Genomic DNA, 15,192 nt, shown 5'->3' on the forward strand with positions numbered 1-15,192 from the left:
GTGGTGCGTCCGATGAGAAGGCCCCCGTTCTGCGGCAGCGGGGGCAGTCGCAGAACGGGGGCGGTCCCGCTACCGGGGTTGAGGCGGCGGGGGTGCGAGATGGTCAGAGTTCCCGGATCACGCGGATGTCGAAGGACAGGCCCCGCTGCCAGATCTCGACGCTGCGGTGCTCGCCGACGCGGACGTACCGCAGCTTGCCGGGAACACCGGTGCCGTCCATCACCTTGGTCAGGTCGGTCGTCCCGTCCACCTCTTCGCGGTAGAAGCGGACGCCGCCCACCACGTAGGTGATCAGGACGGCGACGAGGAGGGCTCGTTCCATGTGGTGCTCCGGGTGTGCTGGGGGTGGCCGGTCGGTCTGCCGGCCGGGCGGATGGCGTAGGTCAGGAATCCGGCGTGCTCCCCAGTCGGGGTGAAGCCCGCCTTGAGGAGGACGCGGCCGGAGGCCGGGTTGGCCGGGTGGTGTCGGGCGTGGATCTCCGGCAGGCGGAGGTGTCCCAGGCCCAGGGCGAGGGCCTTGCGCACGCCTTCGGTGGCGTAGCCCCGGCCCCAGGCGTCCGCACGCAGGATGTAGCTCAAGGCGGCGGCGGCGCGGTCCAGGTGGAGCTTGACGACCCCGAGGAGGTCGTCGTTCACGGTGAGACCGAGGGTGTGGAGCAGGCGCGGCGTTCGCTGCGCCGACGTGATGGCGTGGGCCACGTACCGCCGGGCGTCGGCGGCGTCCAGCGGGCTGCGGCCCAGGAACTTGACCGGCTCGGGGCCGTAGATCCGCTGCACTGCCCCGGCGTCGCCAGGGGTCAGTTCGCGCAGTTCGATCATCCGTCAACCGCCCCAACGAGTTTGGTCAGCTCGGCGGCGGTCGGCCGGTCGTCGGGGCCGGCCAGCAGGACGTACCGCAGTCGGGCTTGGAGGGCGGGCCAGGGCATCGCGGTGGAGAGCGGGACGGCGCGGTGGGCGATGGCCTTGCGGCGGTCTTCCAGCGGCGTGCCCTTGGTCAGGCCGGCGGTCTCGTAGTCCAGCGGCCACGTGCCGGTGACGCAGGTCCACAGGGTTCCGGCGAGGGCGTAGACGTCGGCGCTCGGCGTCGTGTCAACGGGCTGGGGGCCGTTGATGATCCGCGCGGCGAGTTCGGGCGCGGTGAGGTGGATCATCGTGCCGTCGAACGTCGACCACGGGATGTTACCGAGCCTGCGGGACCAGGCGAAGTCGAGGAGGCGGACACCGTCGGGGGTGTGCACGCCGTGCTGGGGCTGGAGGTCCCCGTGCACCCAACCGTCCGCGTGAAAGTCGGCCACGGCGCGGCACAGGTCAACCGCAGCGGCCAGGGCCTTGTCGCGTCCGGCCTCGGCCTTGCGGACGGGACGGAAGACCTCCCAGGTGGAGGGCCCGGCTAGCCACGGCGTCACGTACCACACGCCACCCGCGAAGCGGCCGGCCGTCACGGCGTAGCCGGGGAGCTGGTCCAGCACGGAGGCTTCGCGGGCGGTGACCTCGGCGGCCTCGCCGGTGCCGAGCTTGATGCTCGCCGCGCCGAGCGGGCCGTTGGCCTTCCACACCGCCGAGCCCCGGCGGTTGCTGATCTCCTCCAACTCCACCGGCCCACAGATGGTTTCCGCGGCCTTCAGCGCCTCGCGGGCCTCGGCAAGGAACTCGCCCATTCTCGAACTGCCTTCCACTCACAAGGGATGTGCTCAAAGACGTCTCGGCCGTCATCGGCCGAGACCGCCAACGCTGCCGCAAGGTCGGGCGTGGCTCCCAGGAACTTCGGGTCCAGCGGTCGGACGCCCGCCCGCACCGGGAGGAACGAGAAGGGCGGCGGCGGGATGTTCCGACCGCTGTGGCCGGTCTCGGCAACGCCCTGGGGGAACTTGCCGAACATGATCCCGACGGGGGCGTACAGGTGCTTCAGCGCCCAGTGCGGCCAGGCCAACAGCTCACGGTGGTCCGCGCCTTCGCAGTGCCCGCGCAGCACGATGTTCTCGCACGCGAGGACGCCGAAAGCGCGGCCCGTCAGCGGACGGACCCACTCAGCGGCCTGCACCCCGGCGTAGAACAACTCCGCTTCCACCGCGTACTGGTGGCTCCCCGAGGTGATCTCGTAGACCGTCCAGCCGGTCATGCCCCGGCGGGTGGAGGGCCGCAGGAACGGGCAGTGCTCGTACAGGTCGGCGAGGTAGTTGTCTACCTCCAGGCCAACGGGGTTCTCGGTGCGGGCGTGGGTGAGGCGGAGCGCCCCGGCGGTTGGCCGGGACGCTCCGTCGAACAGCGTGGTGATCACAGGTAGGACGCCGCCGGGATCAGGTCGTCGCCGTCGCCACCTTCGACCGGCCCGCAGTCCCACTCCGCCCAGACCTCGCCGGTGTCCCGGTAGCGGGCCAGGGCCTCGGAGTTGAGCGTGCCGTCGGCGTTGGTGAACCAGATCTCCGGCAGGGGGCCGTACGCCTGCTCGTAGGCGCTCACCCAGGAGATAAAGCCGCTACCCGTGCTTTCGGCGTGGAACAGCTTGCGGCCGGCGTGCTGGAGGGCGAACGCCTCGTGCGCGGCCGGGTCCGCGACCAGGGCGTGCCACGCCGCGTCGATGGCGGCGGAGAACATCTGCGGAGCGGCCTGGCCCGCGTCGAAGAACCGCGCGGTGATGGTGAAGAACTTGCCCAACTCGTCCAGCTCGATGCCGGACTTGATACCGGAGGTGCTCATGTACATCTCCAATCCTGGTTCACCTCTGCCCGCCCGTACCCGGGCGGGCAGTCGTGCGGTGGTGCCCCCGACCCGGCGGAGCCCTCGCGCGTCCGCTGGGCCGGGAGGTGTGTGGGCGCCCGAAGGCGCAGGTGTCGGCTAGAAGCGGCCGGAGGCGATCAGCGCGGTGGCCAGCGCCATCAGCGCGAGCAGCGACAGCGTGTAGGCGACAGCGACCGCCACAGGGGTCGGAACCCCGCGCGCGGCCTGCTCGGCGGCCTCGCGGTACTCGTTCTGGTCGTCCACGCCGCCCTACGCCGGCCGCTTGTCGAGCACGGCCCGCAGGGCGGCGCGGCGGTGGTGGCTGCGGGCACGGATGATGCAGTCGTCGCAGACCGAGTGACAGGTGCCCTGGGCCTCGCCAGGGGCCTGGAGCCAGGCCCCCGCGCAGACCAGCGTCTCCCGGTGGCAGACCCAGCAGGTCCCCTCGCGGAAGCCGTCGGGCCGGTCGGCGACCATCCCCTCACCCGTGGGCGAGGAGTGCAGCGGCAGCGTGCTCAATCCGCGGCCTCCAAGTCCACCAGCAGGACGAACTCCGGGTACGGGTCAGAGGAGCTGTCCCGGTTCACCCAGGCGTGGTTGGCGAGCCTGCTCGGGGTCTCGGCGACGGTGCCCGTCCAGCCGTCCGTGCGGTGCCGGACCGGGTCGCCCTGGATCACGCGGCCCACGGCCGCGCCCTTTCCGTCCGTGCTCATGCGGCGTCCCTGTGGACGCGGCAACGCGGGCAGGTGCACCAGGACCGCACGGCGGCGATCTGGATCTCACCACCCACGGAGAGGGCGCGTCCGGCGACGTTGGCCGCCCTGTAGTCGTCCAGCGGGTTCCAGCCGGCCGGGGCCCGCTGCAACTCGGACTTGGAGGGCCCGGTAACGGCCTCGCGGTACACACGCGGGGGGTTGCGTCTCACCATCGGTCTGTCCTCCTTCGCCGTGGCGGTGGGGGTGCGTGATAGACCGTAGGGACTCGGCTACAGGCGGTGCCACTGTCTTGCACCGTCTTGCACGGATTCACCCAAGGCCGCGAATGGCCTGCTCAATCAGGGTTCGCGCCGCGCCGCCATGCATCGCCATGCCGGAGAGGATTTTGAACGCCTTCGAGTAAGCGGCGATCTCACCCGGAGCCGTGATCTTGACGATGGCGGTCAGTAGTTCCGCGTCGACCTGCCGGTCATCGAACATGTAGAAGGCTTCGAGAGGCCACATGGCTCGCGGGGCCTGGAAGGGGATCACCCCGAGGCTGACGCGGGGCAGAGCCATGATGTCCAGTAGATGGCGCAGTTGGTCCGCCATGGCGGCGGCGTCACCGAGGGGGTAGTACAGGACCGTCTCCTCCAGGACGAAGGCGAAGGTGCGGTTCCCCTGGCGAAGGTAGCGATCTCGTTGAAGGCGGCTCTCGACCGCAGCCTCTACATCGTTCGGCGTGTTCTGGAAGGCCGTGATGGTCCCCATCAGCGCACGGGCGTAGTCACGGCGCTGAACGATTCCCGGCATGACGTTGGAGCAGTACATGCGGATGTGCCGGCTGTTCTCGAACTGGGGCAGGATGGCCTCCTGCGCGTGCTTCATCCCCGTTCGGTGGAGGCGCTTCCACTGAACGTACATCTCGTCTGCGGCGCGGCTCGCGGCCACCAAATCGGCGGCTTCGCCCTCAGCAGCGTCACATGCAGCGCACCACCGCTGGATGTCATCAGCGGACGGGGGCGTCTTGGCGGCTGCGATCCGCGAGACCTTCGACTCGCTGAAGCCGGTTCGCAGGGCCAGATCATGCCCTGTCAGGCCAGCTTCCTGCTGTAGGGCCTTCAACCTCTTGGCGATCGTCTCGCGGGCGCTCTGCGCACTGGACGACGGAGACAGGGGCATGATCTGGCGGTCCTGCGTACGGAATCAGACTGCGAACTTCTCGTGCTCCACTCCACGCTCCCAGACCGCTTCGAAAGCGTTGGCGCACAGCTCGACAACCGCCGGTTCCTCGGAGTACTGGGGGTCCAGCGCCGCGCCGGGCCCGTCGAACAGGTTGAAGCGAACGGCGCGACCGTCCACGAGCCAGAAGTCGTTACCCGGAAGGGCCAGATCCGACGCCCCGGTGCGGGACAGCCAGCGAACCTGCTCGCCGATGGCGAGGTTCACGCTCGTGATGTGGTGCTCGTACCGGACGTAGTCCGTGACCGGTACCGAGACGACGCGGGCCCGTCGCACCTGGACGCCTCGGGCGACGGTGCGGCGGACGAGGTCGCTCCACCCACTCCAGTACTCCGAGTCGGGGTCCACATCGACGGCTTCGCCGCGGTGCCACTTGGCGAGTTCTGAGGCTTCCTCGGCAACGCCGTACTGGTCACGCAGCTCCAGGTGTACTGCCGTGCTCGTCGCCGAGTCCAGCATCTCCAAGAAGCTGGGAACGCTCTGCCTCATCACACGCCTTCCTGAGAATCGGCACCATGCGGGCCGGAATCCGAAACACTCCCTCGTGCGCGGGGATCGTGTTCTCGTGGTCCGGACCGTGGCCGGCGGCGAGGACGCCGTCGATCGACGCTTCGTCGGCCACATAGGTCTGAACCAGCAAGTCCCCGTTCCCCTCGTCCACCCAGACGGTTGGGCTGTTCCCCTGGCCGGTCTCCGGGTCGATACCAAAGAACCGTATCGTCATGGCTACCCCTCCTGTCACTCCGCTTGCGCGATCTTGCATGGTCGTTGATGCCAAAACCAGGATCGCCTGCGAGCAAAGACCCTGTCAGGCGTTTCGTCTTCTGACGAACTGCCAGCTCAGCGATGAAGTCCGCCCGACGGCGAGGTATCGCAGCTCCCAGGGATGCCGCGCGGTCGACTCGCCTCCGAGAAGAGTGCATGCGGTCACAGAGAGTGGGTGGGGCCTGGTGCCAGCGGCCGGCGGGCTCGGCGGGGTCCGGCTCGGTGGAGGCCGCGGGGGTGGGCTCTGGTGTCCGCTCGCCGATCTCGACGCCGTCGGCGAGCAGCTGCCGGACGGCGGCCTCGGCCTGGTGCTCGTAGCGGTGGCGGGAGATGAAGTAGCCGTTTTCCCGGATCTCGTACATGTCCGCCGGGAAGTCGGTGGTGTTGAGGGTGATGTCGAGTCGGCGGTCGTGGCCGGCACCGGTGACGCTCCAGCGGCCGGCGGCCACCGCGGACCACGTGAGGTGGATGTCCGCTCCGGTGCGGGCCCGCTGGGCGCGCTCGCGCTCGGCCTGCTCATCGGCCCGGCGCTGGCGGGCGACGGCCTGCTCGGCCTGGTGCTGCTGCTCGGCCTCTTCCCGCCACCGCAGGAACTCGGCCCGGCTCTGGGCGGCCTGGCGTTCCAGCTCCAGCATGCGCTGGCGGGCTGCCTCGCGGCGGCGGGCGGCTTCCTGGCCGCCGGGCAGCGGGGGTAGGGCCTGGGGTTCGTGGCGGGCGGGCCAGGGCTCGGCGAGGTCGGCGCGGTGGTGCCGCCAGATGGTGAGCATGGCCCGGCCGTCGAGGGTGGCGACGACGTCGCCGTGCTCGTCCTGCTGGAGGAACCCGGCCTCGATGACCAGCTCGACCACGCGGCGACGCACCCGGCGGCCCTTGGCGTCGGTGCGGGCCCCGGCGGGGACGAGGCGGTAGCCGGTGCCGTCCCACCACACGCCGCCTTCGCCAGGGGGCAGGGTAGCTGCCGCGACGAGGGCGTAGACCCTGCTGGTCCACCCGGACTTCTCGCGGGCCTCCCGGGTGCGCTCGGCCGTGATGAAGCGGCGGAAATCGCTCTCGTGGCCGTCGGCGTGGAGGCGGGCGGCGTGGTGGGCGTCGTCGCGGTGGCCGTGGTCGTCGCCGACCTGGGCGGGGCGCCCGGTGTACCGGTCGCCGCACCACAGGCACCACACCTTCCCGCCCTGGCCGCGATAGCCGCCGGGGCCGACGCCGACCGGGCACGGGTTGCGCAGGCCCCACTCCAGGGCGGTGCCGCCTCCGGGTATCCAGAGGGCGCGGGTGGGGGTGGGCACTGGGGTCTCCTGGGGGTGGGGCCTGTGGTCACGCAGGGTGGTGGAGTGGGCGGTACGGCGTAAGGGCCATGTCGTTAGTGTCATTTTTTTGACACTTTAAAAAAGATATATACACAGCACTCTTACGGTGGGACTCAATGCCAACCGGGCTCCGACACCCGGCACTTCGACACCGGAGCCCCACCCCTGGGGAGAGGGTGGGGCCCGGTGCCATCGGCCGGGCGCGACAAGGGCCTCGACTTCAGCAAAACCAGGCCATCTCCCGCCCTGCCCCTTCTCCGCTGTCCGCCACATTGCGCCGTTACGCGCCACTCGGATGCCCTTCAGATCTGTCGCAGCAGTGGTGCTCTGGGCACGATTGACCTGTGACGGCGAAGTCACGGCCTGGCATGAAGCCTGAGGTGTCCGGAGCACTCGCCGCACGACCGAAGCCGCCTCATCGAAGGAGAGAAATCCGTGCGTACACCGTTCATAGTCACCGGCCCGGGTCGAGCGCGACGGCTGCCCGCCGTATCCGCGGCCTTCGTGGCCTTGGCCGCCACGACGGGCGCTCTCGCCACGCCGTTCCCCGCGGGCGCGAGCGACGCCCAGGTACCGCAGGCCGTCTCCCAGGCGGCGCAGCCGACCAATCAGATGCCGTTCACCGGAAACGGGACGTTCACGGTGCCGGCGGGGGTGACGTCGGTGACCGTGTACACCTGGGCACCCGGGGCGCCCGGTGGCGGTGGCGGAGGAGCCGGCGGAGCCGGTGGCGGCGGCGGTGGCGGTGGTTCCAATCTGGGAATCGGGAACACCCTGGGCGGTGGCGGCGGTGGCGGCGGGGCCGGTGGTGGCGGCGGCGACGGTGGGATCGTGACCGTCAACGGAGGGGGAGGGGAGACCGGGCGTCCGGGCAGCCTGGGCGAACGAGTGAACACCGGCACCGGGGGCGGCCTGTTCTTCACCCTGGTGGAGAACCAGCGGACGCTTGAAGGGGCTGCGGCGTTCAGCGGCGCGTCGGGGCTCCCGGGTGGCGGGGGTCCGGCCGGCGCCGGCGGCAGCGGCGGTGACGGCGGCGAGGCCGGCGAGAACACCGCGCCCGGCGGAGCGGGCGGCTCGCCGGGTGGGGCGTCCAACGGAGGCGGCGCGGCCTCCTTCACCCATCCGGGGGGCTGCGAGGGCACGGCCGTCACGGAAGTGATCGGCGCGAGCGGATCCGCCGGCCTGGGCGGCAGCCCGGGCAATGCCGGTGTCACCGGCGGCGAGGGCAGGCGCGGATCTGTCCCCGGCCCGGGCGAGGCCGGAGGCTCCGGCGGCACAGGCGGCGCGGGTGCTCCTCCCGTCGCCGCGCCCGCCGGCGCGGTCACCCCACCCGCCGGGACCGGCGTCGGTGGCGCGGGCGGCAATGGCGGCAACGCCGACACGGGAGGCCAGGGCGGCAACGGAGCCAGCGGTGTCCTCAACAAAGGATCCAACGGTGCCACCGGCACCGCTGGCACCGCCGGGACGGCCGGTGGGGCAGGCGGCCCGGGCTACGCGCTGATCACCTGGTGAAGGCCTGGCGCTAGGCACTCCGACGGGCCCCGGACAAGGGAAGTTGTCCGGGGTCTGCCACAGCACTCAGCGACCCAGACACCAGGGACGGGGATCAACGAGCCGCTGAACACCCCTGGGCTCGCTGTTGCCCGCACGTCAAACGTCCTCGCCTACACATCATCGGCCTGTGCGCCGAACGGGGCGGCCGGGGTGGTGACGGAGGCGGCTGGCCGGGCGGGCGGAGCGCGGCGGCGGGGATGGCCACTCGTGTCTCTCCTGCGGCCGGGGGTGGGGCCTGGTACCCATCGGGGCTTGGTCAGTCGGTACCGAGGGCTTCGAGCCACTGCCCGGCGTCCATGCCGTCGATGGTCGGGTGGCCGTCGCGGAAACGGATGTCCCGGGGTCCCAGGGAGATGCCGAGCAGCTGCCCGAGGTGCAGGCACTCCCGGACGACGAGTCCCCGGTAGGCGGCTTCGGCGCGGGCCTGGGCCTCGTCGCCGTAGTACTGGCGGGGCTGGTCCCCGGCGAGCATTCGGCCGGCCGCACCGTACGGCTGGCGTTCGACAGTCCACGTGCCCTTGGCGTCGGGGGCCACGGTGAACTGGACGGCCATCGACGGCTGCTCGGGGTAGGTGAGGGTGTAGCGGGTGGCGGGGAGCGTGGGGGTGGGCACTGGGGTCTCCAAGGGGGCGGGGGCGGGGCCTGGTGTCAGGGCTGGACGAGCACGGCGCAGGCGGGGCAGAGCGGGTCTGCGTTGCGCGCCCAGTCGGAGGTGAGCGGCAGGGCCGGGGAGCACAGGGCCCGGCGCTCGGGCAGCGGGGTGTCCGCGCCGGTGACGTGCGGGGCGGTGCCGGGGGTGGCGTAGCCGAAGGTGAGGTGCCGGGGCAGGTCCATGACCTTCAGCGGCTCGGAGGTGGCGTGCACTGGGCGTTCCTTCACGGGGGTGCGGTCAGTGGTGCTCGGTGGACAGGTGCCGCTTGCGGGTCTCGTCGGTGTAGCCCTTGGCGGTGTTCCGGGTGGTCCACCCGCACGTGCACGTGGCGGTGGAGTACGCCCGGCCGGGGCACCCGTCGGTGAGCGGCTTGCCGCTGCTGGTGTGCTTGTGGCTGGGCGGGCATTCGGTGCCGTCGGTGTGGTGGTCGGTGCGGGGCGCGCGGAACTTCGGGGCGGGGGTGGCCTTCGGGCGGCGGGCCCGGAGGGGGCCGGGCTGGCCGCTGGTGCCCGTGCGGCTGATGCTCTCCTGCTCGGCGTCCCACTCGGCCTCGGTGAGGGCATCGCCGACGCACAGCGGCTCGGTGTGGTCCCACCAGGTCTCCCAGTCGCCCGCGATGATCCGCTCGGCCTCGGCCTCTGCCGCCCCTGGGGTGGGTGCGAGGACGGGCACCACGTGCACGTTGATGACGTCCACGGCGACGATGTACTTGGGCATGCTGTTGCTCTCCTGTGCTGCTGGGGCCTGGGGTCTGGCCGGTCTCGGCGCGGTCCGGAGGGGTGTCCGGGCCGCACCGGGGCGGGTCAGGCCGCGAGTTCGGTGCTGCTGACGAGCAGGCCGGGCAGGCAGTCCTGGAGCAGGGCGGGGGTCATCTCGGTGTCGCGGTCGCGGAACCAGCCGAATCCGGGGGCGGTGACGATGGCGAAGGGCTCGCCCCCGTCGGCCGGGACGACGACGCGGTACCGGGCGCGGGGCTTGGCCACTGCCGGGCAGGCGAGGCCGAGTTCGCCCGGGTGGGTCTCGCTGGCGACGCCGTAGCGCACGGTGCCGTCCTTCTCGGTCCAGCGCTGCCAGCCCTTGCCCTTACTGCGGACCTTGCTGGGCTTGGTGGCGGGGCGGGGGCCGGGCCCGATCTTCACCTCGCGGCCGGGGCTGCTGGCGGTGGGCAGATCCAGGGCGAGCTGCACGGCCTTGGTGTGCTTGTTCTGTGCGCCGCGCTGCCGGGCCGGGGTGGTGACGACGACGGGCTTCTTCTCGCCGGGCAGGCGGAGCGTGGTGGTGAGAGCGGCGGGGGTGGGCACTGGTGTCTCCTGCGGATGGTGCGGGGTGGGGGGTCTGGGGCCCGGCCGACGTCGGGGCGTCCGACGCCGGCCGAGGGGGTGGGGCCTGGTGTCAGCGGCTCAGGAGGAGGCGGAGCACGTCCGCCCTGATGTCCGCGAGTTCCGTCCGCAGCGCGGCGTTCGCGGCGGTGACGGCCGCGACGCGGGCGCGCAGTTCGTCCAGCTCGGCGGGGTCCACCTCGTCGTCGGGGTCCGACTCGGCGCGGGCGGCGTGTCCGGCCGGGGTGACGCGCCACACGCCGTGGACGGGCCCGGGGGTGAGGTATCCGGCGTCCGCCAGCCGGGCGGTCGCGGTGCGGTCGGGGTCGGCGACGTCGGCCCCGATGCGGTCGCCGTACGACCAGTGGGACAGGAGCGCGAAGTCCTCGGCGCTGATCACCGGCCGCCCTCCATCTCGCGGATGATCGCTTCGAGTTCTGCGGTGAGTTCGAGCAGCAGGTCCCGGCTGTCGAAGGCGCGGCGGTCGTCGATCTCGTCCCAGTCGTTCATGTGCTCGTCGTCGGCGGGCTGGTCGGGGCTGGTGGGGTCGTAGCTGGGGACGTTGGCGACGAACGAGGCTTCCCAGTCGCGTTCGTTCTCGCGGACACGGTCAACGAGGGCTTGAAGCTGTGCGGTGGACATGGCGCTGTTCCTTCGGGGTGAGGGGGTGGGGCCTGGTGTCTGAGCAGCCATGGCGGGGGCCGGAGGGGGTCCGGCCGCCACCGAAGCGGCTCAGACCTCCATGCCGCGAAGCGCGGCGTTGAACGGGCACATGGCGTCGGTGATCAGCCGGTGCAGGCGGACCCCGGCGGCCCGGCCGCAGTCGTCACAGCTGACCGTGGACGACTCGATCCCGACGCTGTACACGTCCAGGACGGGGGTTCCGTCGGGGCGGCGTCGGACGTTGAACCAGAGCGGGGCGGCGGCTTCGAGCTTCCCGCCGCAGTCCTCACAGGCGAACTCGTCATCGGCGGCGATGTCGAGGTCGGGGACGTCGGCGACGATCGCGGCGAAGGACTGGTCGACGGTGGTGGTCTTGAACAGGTCGACGGGCATGGCTGTGCCTCCGGGGGTGGTTTCTGGGGAAGGTGTGAGGGGGTGGGGTCTGGTGTCTGTGCACCCATGGCGCGGGCCCGGCGGTGGTGCTGGGCCCTCACCAAAGGGGCGCAGCTCAGAGCGACCGGAAGACGTAGTTGCCGCTGGTGTGGGTGTAGTCGCACTCCCACGCGGTCATGTCCGGGAAGGCACGCCACCCCCGACAGCTCTCGCGTACCGCGCGGTACTCGGCGTCCGTCTCCATGAGCTGGTCGTGGGCGAAGTCCTCCAAGTCGTCCCACTGGCCGCAGTAGGCGTCTTCGAAGGTGGCTACGGCGTACTTGGCGTTGCCGACGTACGCGGCGTAGGCGGTGAGGGCTTCCAGTTCTGCGACGATTCCGGCGTCTTCGGCAAGCTCGGTCAGGTAGTCGGCGGTGCGGCTCATGGTGGTGTCTTTCTCGGGTCGGTGCGGGGTGAGGGGCGGGTCAGGCGGCGGTGCGCGGGTCGTCCAGCAGCTCGCCCAACATGAGGTCCAGGCCCCAGGCGGTGACGTCGTCGTGGCGCATGTCCAGGAACGCGGCGCACAGCTCGGGTGCCTGCTCGGGGTGGTCCTGGGCGACCTTGGCCAGTCGCGGCCAGTAGTGGGCGAGTTCAAGGGCGGCGGTGCGGGTCATGGTGGTGCTTCCGTTCGGGGGTGCGGGAGTTGGGAGGGGGTGGGGCCTGGTGTCTACGCGGCGCGGCCGTAGATGGCGCGGTATCCCTGCTTGGAGCCGCGCACGATGGCGCGCACGTCTTCCCGGTATGCGGCCCCTTGCTGGGCGGCGTAGCCGTCCAGGTAGGGCGTCAGGACGTCGGTCAGCGGCTTGCCGGTGGTCCACCCGGCTCCGCCGTACAGGGTCGGCGTGGTCCAGCGCACGGGCGGGCACGACTCTTCGAGTGCGCAGTCGCGGCAGAGTGGTTCGCCGTCCCGGGCGTCCATCACGGTCAGCCACTCGTCGCAGTCGGAGCACTGCGTGTACCCCATGCCGGAGAGGGCGTCTTCCACCATGGCCATGGTGATCTCGCCGAGCGACGGGCAGTGCAGTTCGCGCAGCACGTCCTCCCCGTCCACCCCGTCGGGCAGGGTGAGGGGTGAGCCCTCGATCTCTTCGACCATGGCGGCGTGCTCGCGCTCGTTGTGGTCGTCGTCGTCCAGGATCGGGTATCCGTGCAGGCAGGCCGTGATGCGCTCGGCCACGGCGACGGCGGCCGGGTTGTCGGCGTCGTACATGAGCCACCCGGTGTCGTCCCACGCGCCGCCGATCGGGCCGCACTCCTCCGTGAACCATCGCTTCGCAGCGGCGTAGTTGGACGCCGCGCGGACCTGCTCCGCCTCGGTGGCGTACCAGTGGTCCCCGTCCTCCAGGAACCCGGACACGTCCATCACGAGCGCGATCCGGGCCCAGTCGTGCCCTTCACACTCCCTGATCAGGTTCTGTGCGGTGTCCCAGGAGTTCCCGAACTGGTCGACAGTGGCGCAGAGTTCGGGGGCGAGCGTGGCGTTCATGGTGCGTTCCTTGCGTGGTGCGGGTGGGTTAGCGGGAGAGCCAGTCGCAGGCGTACGCGCTGCCCTGGTCGCAGGCGTCGCGCATGGCGTCCTGCCATCCGTCGTTGAAGGCTTCGACGCGTCCGGTGTCGGGTGCGGTCGGTGCGGCGGTCGCGTGGCCAACCAGCCATCCACAGAGTGCAGTTACGGCGGACAGGGTGAGCGCGGCGAGGGTGTGGCGCAGGTTCATCGCGGGTTCTCCGGGTGTTGAGTCGGCAGGGTCAACGGGCGCGGCGGTTGCGCTTGCCCCGTCGGGTGTCGGTCTCGGCGCGGTCGCGGTCGTAGGCGTTCACCGGGGCGGGGGCGACGGCGGGCGCAGCGGCCTCGGACGGGCCCTGTACGGCCCGCTTGACCAGTCCGGGCACCTTGCCCACCCAGTGGGCGACAAGGCCCGTCAGCAGGGCCGCCGCGAGTCCTCCGCCCCAGTTGTGGGTCTGCCACGGCGACCCGGCCAGCAGCATGACCAGGCCCAGGGCGGCGGGGGTGCAGTGGTTACGCATTGTGATCTCGTTTCGGTCGGTCCGTCACTCTGAGGGCAACACTGCCCGACCCTCACAGCGGATGTCCAATGCGACGTGCGTGACCTGCATCACACATAGCTGAACGCTCGTTCTCGCCAAGTCGGAAGACGCGCGCGCTCGCGAAGAAGCTTGAACTTCGTTGCTGCACAAGGGTTTTGGCTGCCCAGTCGCGACGATTCGACGGCTGTTGCGGGGTGACCCGGGGGGTGCCTCCCGCGCGCGTTCCTTCATTGCCCGGAGCGTCATAGCAGTCGAGATCCGATACGAACGCCGGCCGACCCCTTCTTCTGGATCATCTACACAGCGTGACCAGCGAGGATGGACTGTTTGTCACACACTGATTGCGGAGAGTGAGACCACGGGCGTCGGCCGGCGTGTTAACCGGAGCCGCTTAATACATGTGGAGGCCGCTCCGCGCGCGTGCGCGCACATGTTGCTGCGGCACCCGGCCGGCCTCCCCTCGCAGCCCCGCCAGGGCAACGCTCCCCGATCGGTCCTCTCTCCCCGGTTGTGGTCGAGCACCTGGCGGGGTCCTGCGCTCAAGGAGGTCACTGTGCCCGCGAGTTCGCGCCGGACGACCCCGCTGCCCCCGCACTGGGCTCGCCTTCGCCGCGCGGTGATGAACCGCGACGCCTGGCGCTGCCAGCACGTCCGCTACGACACCGGCGAGCCGTGCGCCGAGCCCGCCCGCCACTGCGACCACATCGTCCCCGCCTCCGAAGGCGGCTCCGACGCCCCCGCCAACCTCCGCGCCCTGTGCGACTGGCACGTGCTCCGCAAGGACGCGGCCGACGCCGGCCGGGCCCGCCGACGAGCCACCGCGGAGCGCTGGCAGCCCGCCCGAACCCGCCGACCACACCCCGGGGAGGTCCGTTGAACGTCGACCCGACCGAGAAGGACCCGGCGAAGATCCGCGCCGCGCTGGTCGCCCTGTACGAGACCGAGCTGGACTTGGAGCCGACCGACCTCGCGCTGATCGACATCGCCGCGCCGATGCTCGCCCGCGCTGCCCAGCTCGACGCCGTGGTGAAGCGCGAAGGCCAGATGATCCCCGGCGGCAACCGCGCCGGGATGTTCGTCCTGCACCCCGGCATCGCGCAGGCCCAGACCAACCGGGCGAGCGCGGCCGGCTACCTCGCCAAGATCCGCGGTGAGGGCGAGGGCCCGAAGCGTGGCCATAACGCCCGCGACGCGATCGCCGCCCGCTGGGGCAACCGAGTCTGAGAAGGGGGCCGCCGTGGCACGCCGCAAGACCCGGGCCGCCGGGCCCTCGGACGAGTCCCTGCGCATCGCGCGGACGATCGTCTACTACGAGGCGTGCCTAGACCGCGAGGTCGCGCACGCCGTTGCCCGCGAGCTGTGGGCCCACGACATGAGCTCGCCCTTCGCGGCCGGTGAGCACGTCTCCGCTGACGCTGCCCGGCTGCTCGAAGCCCGCGCTCGCCGGGAGGCAGCCAAGCCGTAGAGCGGGGTTGTCAGTCTTCCTCCCGAGGGGGTTGCGCCCGGCGTTGCCGCAGTTCCTCACGCCTGGTTTCTTGCACGCTCTCGAACCGGCGAGTCTCAGCTTCGGTTTGCGTCGCGTGGATGTCGACCAGCGTCTTCAGGAACATGCCGACCGCGATGATCGCCCCGGTGGCCAGAACTGCCAGCAGTTCGGGGCGGACGGCTGCGGAGCTAACAGGATCAAGCGAGTCGTCCGGGAGCGGGTCCAGTCCATCAAAGTGCTCTGACATGGCGACAGCTTAGAGCGTCTTCTGGGCCGATTCAGCTGCCCGCTTTCCGAGTTGAGCAGAGCGGCC

Annotated in this window: 29 protein-coding genes; 4 read left to right on the top strand and 25 right to left on the bottom strand. The window is 71.1% G+C overall.

Features of this window, described 5'->3' with window-relative positions:
- Positions 1-103: 103 nt before the first annotated feature.
- The 12 genes from ACFVHI_RS18835 to ACFVHI_RS18890 form a co-directional block, all read right to left on the bottom strand.
- Positions 104-322 (bottom strand): hypothetical protein, encoded by a 219-nt coding sequence (locus ACFVHI_RS18835; protein WP_380340708.1) that lies wholly within the window; start codon positions 320-322, stop codon positions 104-106.
- Positions 292-819 (bottom strand): GNAT family N-acetyltransferase, encoded by a 528-nt coding sequence (locus ACFVHI_RS18840; protein ID WP_380340711.1) that lies wholly within the window; start codon positions 817-819, stop codon positions 292-294. Before ACFVHI_RS18840 ends, ACFVHI_RS18835 begins: the two co-directional genes overlap by 31 nt.
- Positions 816-1,658, bottom strand: a complete 843-nt coding sequence (locus ACFVHI_RS18845; RefSeq protein ID WP_380340714.1) for a hypothetical protein — start codon at positions 1,656-1,658, stop codon at positions 816-818. The genes ACFVHI_RS18840 and ACFVHI_RS18845 overlap by 4 nt, the downstream gene beginning before the upstream one ends.
- On the bottom strand, positions 1,622-2,278 hold the full coding sequence (locus ACFVHI_RS18850) for a hypothetical protein (RefSeq protein ID WP_380340717.1): 657 nt from the start codon (positions 2,276-2,278) through the stop codon (positions 1,622-1,624). The genes ACFVHI_RS18845 and ACFVHI_RS18850 overlap by 37 nt, the downstream gene beginning before the upstream one ends.
- Entirely contained in the window at positions 2,275-2,697 is a 423-nt protein-coding gene (locus tag ACFVHI_RS18855) for a hypothetical protein (RefSeq protein ID WP_380340720.1), read from the bottom strand. The genes ACFVHI_RS18850 and ACFVHI_RS18855 overlap by 4 nt, the downstream gene beginning before the upstream one ends.
- 138 nt (positions 2,698-2,835) lie before the next feature.
- Positions 2,836-2,982 (bottom strand): hypothetical protein, encoded by a 147-nt coding sequence (locus ACFVHI_RS18860; RefSeq protein ID WP_380340723.1) that lies wholly within the window; start codon positions 2,980-2,982, stop codon positions 2,836-2,838.
- 6 nt (positions 2,983-2,988) lie between these two features.
- Positions 2,989-3,237, bottom strand: a complete 249-nt coding sequence (locus ACFVHI_RS18865; protein WP_380340726.1) for a hypothetical protein — start codon at positions 3,235-3,237, stop codon at positions 2,989-2,991.
- Complete coding sequence (locus ACFVHI_RS18870) at positions 3,234-3,431, bottom strand: hypothetical protein (protein WP_380340729.1); 198 nt, start codon at positions 3,429-3,431, stop codon at positions 3,234-3,236. Before ACFVHI_RS18870 ends, ACFVHI_RS18865 begins: the two co-directional genes overlap by 4 nt.
- Positions 3,428-3,646, bottom strand: a complete 219-nt coding sequence (locus ACFVHI_RS18875; protein WP_380340732.1) for a hypothetical protein — start codon at positions 3,644-3,646, stop codon at positions 3,428-3,430. Before ACFVHI_RS18875 ends, ACFVHI_RS18870 begins: the two co-directional genes overlap by 4 nt.
- 97 nt (positions 3,647-3,743) lie before the next feature.
- Positions 3,744-4,595, bottom strand: coding sequence for a helix-turn-helix domain-containing protein (locus tag ACFVHI_RS18880; RefSeq protein WP_380340734.1), 852 nt, complete (start codon positions 4,593-4,595; stop codon positions 3,744-3,746).
- Between the two features lie 24 nt (positions 4,596-4,619).
- Positions 4,620-5,144, bottom strand: coding sequence for a DUF6879 family protein (locus ACFVHI_RS18885; RefSeq protein WP_380340737.1), 525 nt, complete (start codon positions 5,142-5,144; stop codon positions 4,620-4,622).
- On the bottom strand, positions 5,144-6,706 hold the full coding sequence (locus tag ACFVHI_RS18890; RefSeq protein ID WP_380340740.1) for a hypothetical protein: 1,563 nt from the start codon (positions 6,704-6,706) through the stop codon (positions 5,144-5,146). The genes ACFVHI_RS18885 and ACFVHI_RS18890 overlap by 1 nt, the downstream gene beginning before the upstream one ends.
- 852 nt (positions 6,707-7,558) lie before the next feature.
- Between ACFVHI_RS18890 and ACFVHI_RS18895 the strand changes: the two genes are divergently transcribed.
- A complete protein-coding gene (locus tag ACFVHI_RS18895; RefSeq protein WP_380340743.1) occupies positions 7,559-8,239 on the top strand; it encodes a hypothetical protein in 681 nt (226 codons plus the stop codon).
- A 298-nt stretch (positions 8,240-8,537) separates the two neighbouring features.
- Here the strand turns inward: ACFVHI_RS18895 and ACFVHI_RS18900 are convergent, their stop codons facing one another.
- The 12 genes from ACFVHI_RS18900 to ACFVHI_RS18955 all read right to left on the bottom strand — a co-directional run bounded on the left by ACFVHI_RS18900 (position 8,538) and on the right by ACFVHI_RS18955 (position 13,372).
- Entirely contained in the window at positions 8,538-8,894 is a 357-nt protein-coding gene (locus tag ACFVHI_RS18900) for a hypothetical protein (RefSeq protein WP_380340746.1), read from the bottom strand.
- Between the two features lie 35 nt (positions 8,895-8,929).
- Entirely contained in the window at positions 8,930-9,145 is a 216-nt protein-coding gene (locus tag ACFVHI_RS18905) for a hypothetical protein (RefSeq protein WP_380340749.1), read from the bottom strand.
- A 25-nt stretch (positions 9,146-9,170) separates the two neighbouring features.
- Positions 9,171-9,650: a hypothetical protein gene (locus ACFVHI_RS18910; protein ID WP_380340752.1), complete on the bottom strand. Its 480-nt coding sequence runs from the start codon at positions 9,648-9,650 to the stop codon at positions 9,171-9,173.
- 86 nt (positions 9,651-9,736) lie between these two features.
- Positions 9,737-10,234 carry a hypothetical protein gene (locus tag ACFVHI_RS18915; RefSeq protein ID WP_380340755.1) on the bottom strand — a complete coding sequence of 166 codons (498 nt, stop codon included), beginning with the start codon at positions 10,232-10,234 and terminating at the stop codon, positions 9,737-9,739.
- Positions 10,235-10,325: 91 nt separating this feature from the next.
- On the bottom strand, positions 10,326-10,652 hold the full coding sequence (locus ACFVHI_RS18920) for a hypothetical protein (protein ID WP_380340758.1): 327 nt from the start codon (positions 10,650-10,652) through the stop codon (positions 10,326-10,328).
- Positions 10,649-10,894, bottom strand: a complete 246-nt coding sequence (locus ACFVHI_RS18925; RefSeq protein WP_380340761.1) for a hypothetical protein — start codon at positions 10,892-10,894, stop codon at positions 10,649-10,651. Before ACFVHI_RS18925 ends, ACFVHI_RS18920 begins: the two co-directional genes overlap by 4 nt.
- A 90-nt stretch (positions 10,895-10,984) precedes the next feature.
- A complete protein-coding gene (locus tag ACFVHI_RS18930; protein WP_380340764.1) occupies positions 10,985-11,308 on the bottom strand; it encodes a hypothetical protein in 324 nt (107 codons plus the stop codon).
- Between the two features lie 115 nt (positions 11,309-11,423).
- Complete coding sequence (locus ACFVHI_RS18935) at positions 11,424-11,732, bottom strand: antirestriction protein ArdA (RefSeq protein WP_380340767.1); 309 nt, start codon at positions 11,730-11,732, stop codon at positions 11,424-11,426.
- A gap of 40 nt (positions 11,733-11,772) precedes the next feature.
- Complete coding sequence (locus tag ACFVHI_RS18940; protein ID WP_380340771.1) at positions 11,773-11,961, bottom strand: hypothetical protein; 189 nt, start codon at positions 11,959-11,961, stop codon at positions 11,773-11,775.
- A 53-nt stretch (positions 11,962-12,014) separates the two neighbouring features.
- Positions 12,015-12,833, bottom strand: a complete 819-nt coding sequence (locus ACFVHI_RS18945) for a hypothetical protein (RefSeq protein WP_380340774.1) — start codon at positions 12,831-12,833, stop codon at positions 12,015-12,017.
- Between the two features lie 28 nt (positions 12,834-12,861).
- Positions 12,862-13,062 carry a hypothetical protein gene (locus tag ACFVHI_RS18950; RefSeq protein ID WP_380340777.1) on the bottom strand — a complete coding sequence of 67 codons (201 nt, stop codon included), beginning with the start codon at positions 13,060-13,062 and terminating at the stop codon, positions 12,862-12,864.
- 31 nt (positions 13,063-13,093) lie between these two features.
- Positions 13,094-13,372: a hypothetical protein gene (locus ACFVHI_RS18955; protein ID WP_380340780.1), complete on the bottom strand. Its 279-nt coding sequence runs from the start codon at positions 13,370-13,372 to the stop codon at positions 13,094-13,096.
- A 574-nt stretch (positions 13,373-13,946) separates the two neighbouring features.
- Between ACFVHI_RS18955 and ACFVHI_RS18960 the strand changes: the two genes are divergently transcribed.
- From ACFVHI_RS18960 to ACFVHI_RS18970, 3 genes are read left to right on the top strand one after another with little or no spacing between them, the layout of a single operon-like run.
- On the top strand, positions 13,947-14,270 hold the full coding sequence (locus ACFVHI_RS18960) for an HNH endonuclease (protein ID WP_380340782.1): 324 nt from the start codon (positions 13,947-13,949) through the stop codon (positions 14,268-14,270).
- The gene (locus ACFVHI_RS18965; protein ID WP_380340785.1) at positions 14,267-14,617 is read left to right on the top strand and encodes a hypothetical protein; all 351 of its coding nucleotides are present in this window, start codon (positions 14,267-14,269) and stop codon (positions 14,615-14,617) included. Before ACFVHI_RS18960 ends, ACFVHI_RS18965 begins: the two co-directional genes overlap by 4 nt.
- A gap of 13 nt (positions 14,618-14,630) precedes the next feature.
- Positions 14,631-14,858: a hypothetical protein gene (locus tag ACFVHI_RS18970; RefSeq protein WP_380340787.1), complete on the top strand. Its 228-nt coding sequence runs from the start codon at positions 14,631-14,633 to the stop codon at positions 14,856-14,858.
- Positions 14,859-14,868: 10 nt separating this feature from the next.
- Here ACFVHI_RS18970 and ACFVHI_RS18975 read toward each other — a convergent pair whose 3' ends face one another.
- Positions 14,869-15,126: a hypothetical protein gene (locus ACFVHI_RS18975; RefSeq protein ID WP_380340790.1), complete on the bottom strand. Its 258-nt coding sequence runs from the start codon at positions 15,124-15,126 to the stop codon at positions 14,869-14,871.
- Positions 15,127-15,192 lie beyond the last annotated feature (66 nt).

This window comes from Kitasatospora sp. NPDC127121, assembly GCF_042677305.1.
GTDB lineage: Bacteria > Actinomycetota > Actinomycetes > Streptomycetales > Streptomycetaceae > Kitasatospora.